The organism is Areca yellow leaf disease phytoplasma, assembly GCF_041920595.1.
The window spans coordinates 409,325-413,626 of record NZ_CP169277.1 but is presented as its reverse complement, the minus strand read 5'-3'; the positions used below and the strand labels follow the sequence as shown (position 1 = coordinate 413,626).

Annotated in this window: 1 protein-coding gene, 2 tRNA genes and 3 pseudogenes; all 6 read left to right on the top strand. The window is 30.2% G+C overall.

The window, feature by feature from the left end; all coding sequences use genetic code 11:
• Positions 1-80: 80 nt before the first annotated feature.
• A pseudogene (rpmG, locus tag ACEW7V_RS02285) lies at positions 81-170 on the top strand (50S ribosomal protein L33); the annotation flags it as partial.
• A gap of 754 nt (positions 171-924) precedes the next feature.
• Positions 925-1,098: a M24 family metallopeptidase gene (locus tag ACEW7V_RS02280; protein WP_374695312.1), complete on the top strand. Its 174-nt coding sequence runs from the start codon at positions 925-927 to the stop codon at positions 1,096-1,098.
• Positions 1,099-1,134: 36 nt separating this feature from the next.
• A pseudogene (locus tag ACEW7V_RS02275) lies at positions 1,135-1,683 on the top strand (M24 family metallopeptidase).
• A gap of 35 nt (positions 1,684-1,718) precedes the next feature.
• A tRNA-Cys gene (locus tag ACEW7V_RS02270) sits at positions 1,719-1,792 on the top strand.
• A 104-nt stretch (positions 1,793-1,896) separates the two neighbouring features.
• Positions 1,897-1,988, top strand: a tRNA-Ser gene (locus ACEW7V_RS02265).
• 380 nt (positions 1,989-2,368) lie between these two features.
• Positions 2,369-3,830, top strand: a pseudogene (gene proS, locus ACEW7V_RS02260) (proline--tRNA ligase).
• Positions 3,831-4,302 lie beyond the last annotated feature (472 nt).

Genomic DNA, 4,302 nt, shown 5'->3' with positions numbered 1-4,302 from the left:
TGTACTTCGTTCGAGATTTTTTGTGTGCTACAGAGTGCAAAAGAAGAAAATTATCATACTGATAAAAATAAAAAAAGACCCCAGGACGTTTTAAATTAAAAAAATACTGTCCTTTTTCTAGAAATCACACTCTACATAGAGAAAAAAATAAAAACAAAACAAATGTTTAATATTTAGAAAAGCAAAACTTTTAGCCAAACAATTTTTTCAATATTTTTCCAAGAAATTCGCAAAACAAAAGTTTAAATTACTTCCCAAAATCAAATTTTTTCAAATCAAAAAGTTAAATTATTTTGCCAAAGTTTTTTTGCCTGCTTTTTTATTCCAATTTTTTAATATTAAACATTTTTCCGTTGCCTTTTATGAACTTATATTTTTTTCATTTCTATCTTGAAAAAGGAAAATCGTGTTTTTATGTTTTTGCACAATAGAAATAATTTCATCCAAAAATGAAACCAAACACCGCTGCTCTTTTTTATTCTGGAAGCAATTACTAAGAGTGGCGATCAAACTTTCCTTTTGGAAGTTGATATAATTTTTATTATTTGACAGGAATTAACCAACCAAACACTATTTTATTGTTGGTAAAAACACCTAATTTATCTCATACTTTTTATTTTTAGAAGAAAATAACCCTAGTAAAGCCTTGTGGGATGGAGATATTTTGAGTTTTTCTGATGCTTCTTTGATATCTCAAATTAATTTATCAAACCTCAAAAACATATTAACTTTTGAAACTTTTTATTTCAGATGGTAAATCCTTTGAGAGGTTCTTTTTGTGGATTCTTTAGAAGGTTTTATTTTGACCTATCCAAGCAAACCTTAGACCAAAAAGCAAGTTGGGCTTTAGAATATTGTCAAAAAATGACTTCTTTATATCCTTTTTTGCAGTAAGTTTATAATAGTTCTTCTTTTTTATTTTCTTTGCGTCAAACAAAAAGTGTTTACGAACAAACCCAAATCCAAAAAGCTCTAGATATAAATTATCAAGCCCTTAATTATTTATTAAAAAACTTAAAACCTGGAATGTATGAATATCAAATAGCTGCTCTTTTTCATTATTTTTGGAAAATAACCAAACTCAAAAAATCCCTTTGAAACCATTGCTGCTTCAGGAAAAAAATGCCTTAATTTTTGCATTATAACAAACCTAACTGCCAATTAAAACGCAACGACCTTTTATTATTTGATGCTGGCGTTACTTATAATCATTATTCCTCTGATATTACTCGTTGTTGTCCTGTAAGCGGACAATTTAGTTCTTTGCAAAAAGATACGGCATAATTTAGTTCTAAAGCTAACAAAGCAGTCCATTGCTTGGGTAAACCGCATCACACCTTTACGCAATTAAACCAATATGGCAAAGGTGATATTTTATTGCAAGGATTAAAAGAAATGTCTTTACTTAAAGAAGGCGAAACAATCCATCAATATTGCTATCACGGATTAGGACATCACTTAGGATTAGATATTCATGATGTTTGCAATTATACATGTGTTATTGGAACAAACAGCGTAATTACTGTCAGATCAGGTCTATATTTAAAAGATTTAGGGATTGGAGTAAGAATTGAAGACAACCTTTTAATCCTCACTCAAGAAGGGGCTGTTAATTTATCCAAACACATCCCTAAAGAAGTCAAAGACATTGAAGCTTTAATGAAACCATTTGTCACTCATTAATTTAATTATAACAAACTCGCATTAAAGCGATGTTTGGCCCTGTAGCCAAGTGGTAAGGCATGGCTCTGCAAAAGCTTGATCAACGGTTCAAATCCGTTCAGGGCCTCCATTTATTTTATTTTTTCATCCCCTCTTTTTTATTTTTATTTTTTATATTTGCTTACATTCACCTATTTATTTTTTTTATTTTGAAAATCTATACAATATAATTTAGGAGTAGTACTCAAGTGGCTATAAGAGGCGTCCCCTGCTAAGGACGTAGTCCGAGAAACGGTGCAAGGGTTCGAATCCCTTCTGCTCCGCCATTTTGAATTTATTTTTTATCCTTTATTTTTTTAATAAATATCTGGTATTTTTTTAATCAATAAAAAAACTTTTTATCCCCCTTTTTTATTATGGATTACCAAATTATCATCTCAACTGCGAATTATTTCTTGTCATTTCCAAACTACAACAACATTATTATAAATCAGAATAAAAGAATTGTTAGATTCTTTAAAAAAATAAATATTTTCAAAAGACCTTCATTTACAAGTCATCATTATGCTTTTAAATATTTATTTTTATTATTTTTTCATGTTATAATATTTTTGCTTTATAGTTTGTTCTTTCCTGAAACCAAAACAAATAACACATTAATTAAAATATTTATAATATATTATAACTAAACAAAGGTAATGCAAAAATGAAAACAATGAAACGAAGTTAAAACAGTTACTGCTCGCTCATCTGATTTTGGAAAATGGTATACAGATGTTTGTCTTAAAGCTGAATTAATAGCTTATTCTGAGGCAAAAGGTTTTATTATCTATCTTCCTTATGGTTATGCTTTGTGGGAAAATATTCAAAAACATCTTAATTGTACTTTACAAAAACAGGTCATCAAAAATGTTTATTTTTCCGTTAGTTTTTCCAGAAAGAAACTATTTCACAAAAAGAAAAAATCATATTCAAGGATTTTCTCCAGAAGCAGCAATGATAACAACTACAGGCAAAAAAAACTTATCCGAAAAACTAGTGATTCGCCCTACTTCAGAAATTTTATTTTCGCAATATTATTCTAAAACAATCACTTCTTATCGTGATTTACCTAAGTTATATAATCAATGGTGCAATGTGGTTCGCTGGGAAAAACGACTAAACTCTTTTTTAAGAGGTAAAGAGTTTTGTGGCAAAGAAGGACACACTGTGCATATTTAACGAACAAGAAGCGATGCAGCAAACTTTATCCATCATGATATTTATCAAAAGTTAGGCAAAAAACTTTTAGCCCTTCCTTGCTTTTGTATGTGGCAAAAAACCGAAACAGAAAAAAATTTGCTGGAGCCCTCTCATCACTTATTCTATCAGAGCGTTAATGCATGACGGACAAGCTCTTCAAGCAGGGACTTCTCATTACTTAGGTGCTAATTTTGCTAAATCGTTTCAAATCCAATTTCAAGATTGCGACCATCAAAAAAATATGTTCATCAAACATCTTGGGGCGTTTCTACACGTTTAATTGGAGCTTTAATTATGGTTCACAGCGATGATGAAGGACTAGTTTTACCGCCTTATGTTTCTCCCTATGCAAATTGTAATCATTCCTTTGCAACCTCCAAAGATGATGCAGTAAAACAAACATCCGAAAACCTCTTTTCCATCCTTCAAAAAACTATCGCGTTCATCTCGATCTACAAGATAAAACTGCTGGTTGAAATTTAGTCAATATGAACTTAAAGGTGTTCCTTTGCGTATAGAAATTGGCAAACGTGGTTTAGAAAATGATAGTTTATTTTTCAAAGATATAACCGCCAAACAAATATCACCCAAAACTAAAGATTTGCCATCTCAAATCCCGCAATTATTTGAAACCATCCACAATAACATGTATCAAAAAGCACTACAACTTATTTAGAACAAATCGCAAACAAGCTACCCATGAAGAATTTAAAACTTATCTCAAACAAGGTGGTTATGTAGCAATGAGACATTTCAGGAACTGATGCCGAATTGCAAATTAAACAAGAAACTTAGGAGCTACTGCCAAGTTATTTTAGAAACTAATTTAATTACTGCTAACTGCCCTGTGACTAACAAAAAAGCCTTCAAATGTCTTATTTGCTAGAAGCATTAAATTATATTTTAAAAATGATGATTTGTTATAAAAAGCCAACCAAAAGTTTCAACACATTTTAATACTAAATCATTTCTCCAAATATTTTCTTTCTTTTATAAACATTTCATTTTTACATTTTTACCCCCACAACCACTATTTTTTAATTATTCAAAAACTTACCCAGAGCTTGACATTTCATACTAAAAAAGCTATAATTAAGGAATTGTGTTAAATGAAAAGGAGTTTTTATGAAGCGACATATCAACCTAGTAAATCAAAGAAAGAACTCATGGTTTTAGAGCCAGAATGGCAACTGTTGGAGAGGATGCAAAGTTATTGTTGGTAAAGAAGATATTTTGCATGACGCGTTACGGTAACTAACAGTTTAAAAAATCAACCAACTTGATTTTGATTAATTCAAATTCAAAAATAAAAAAAACCGCTTTTTTCGGTGTTTTTTTTGGATACTTTTATTGCTATTGTAGCAATACGTAACTCGGAACGTAGCTTTTTAATAAGAC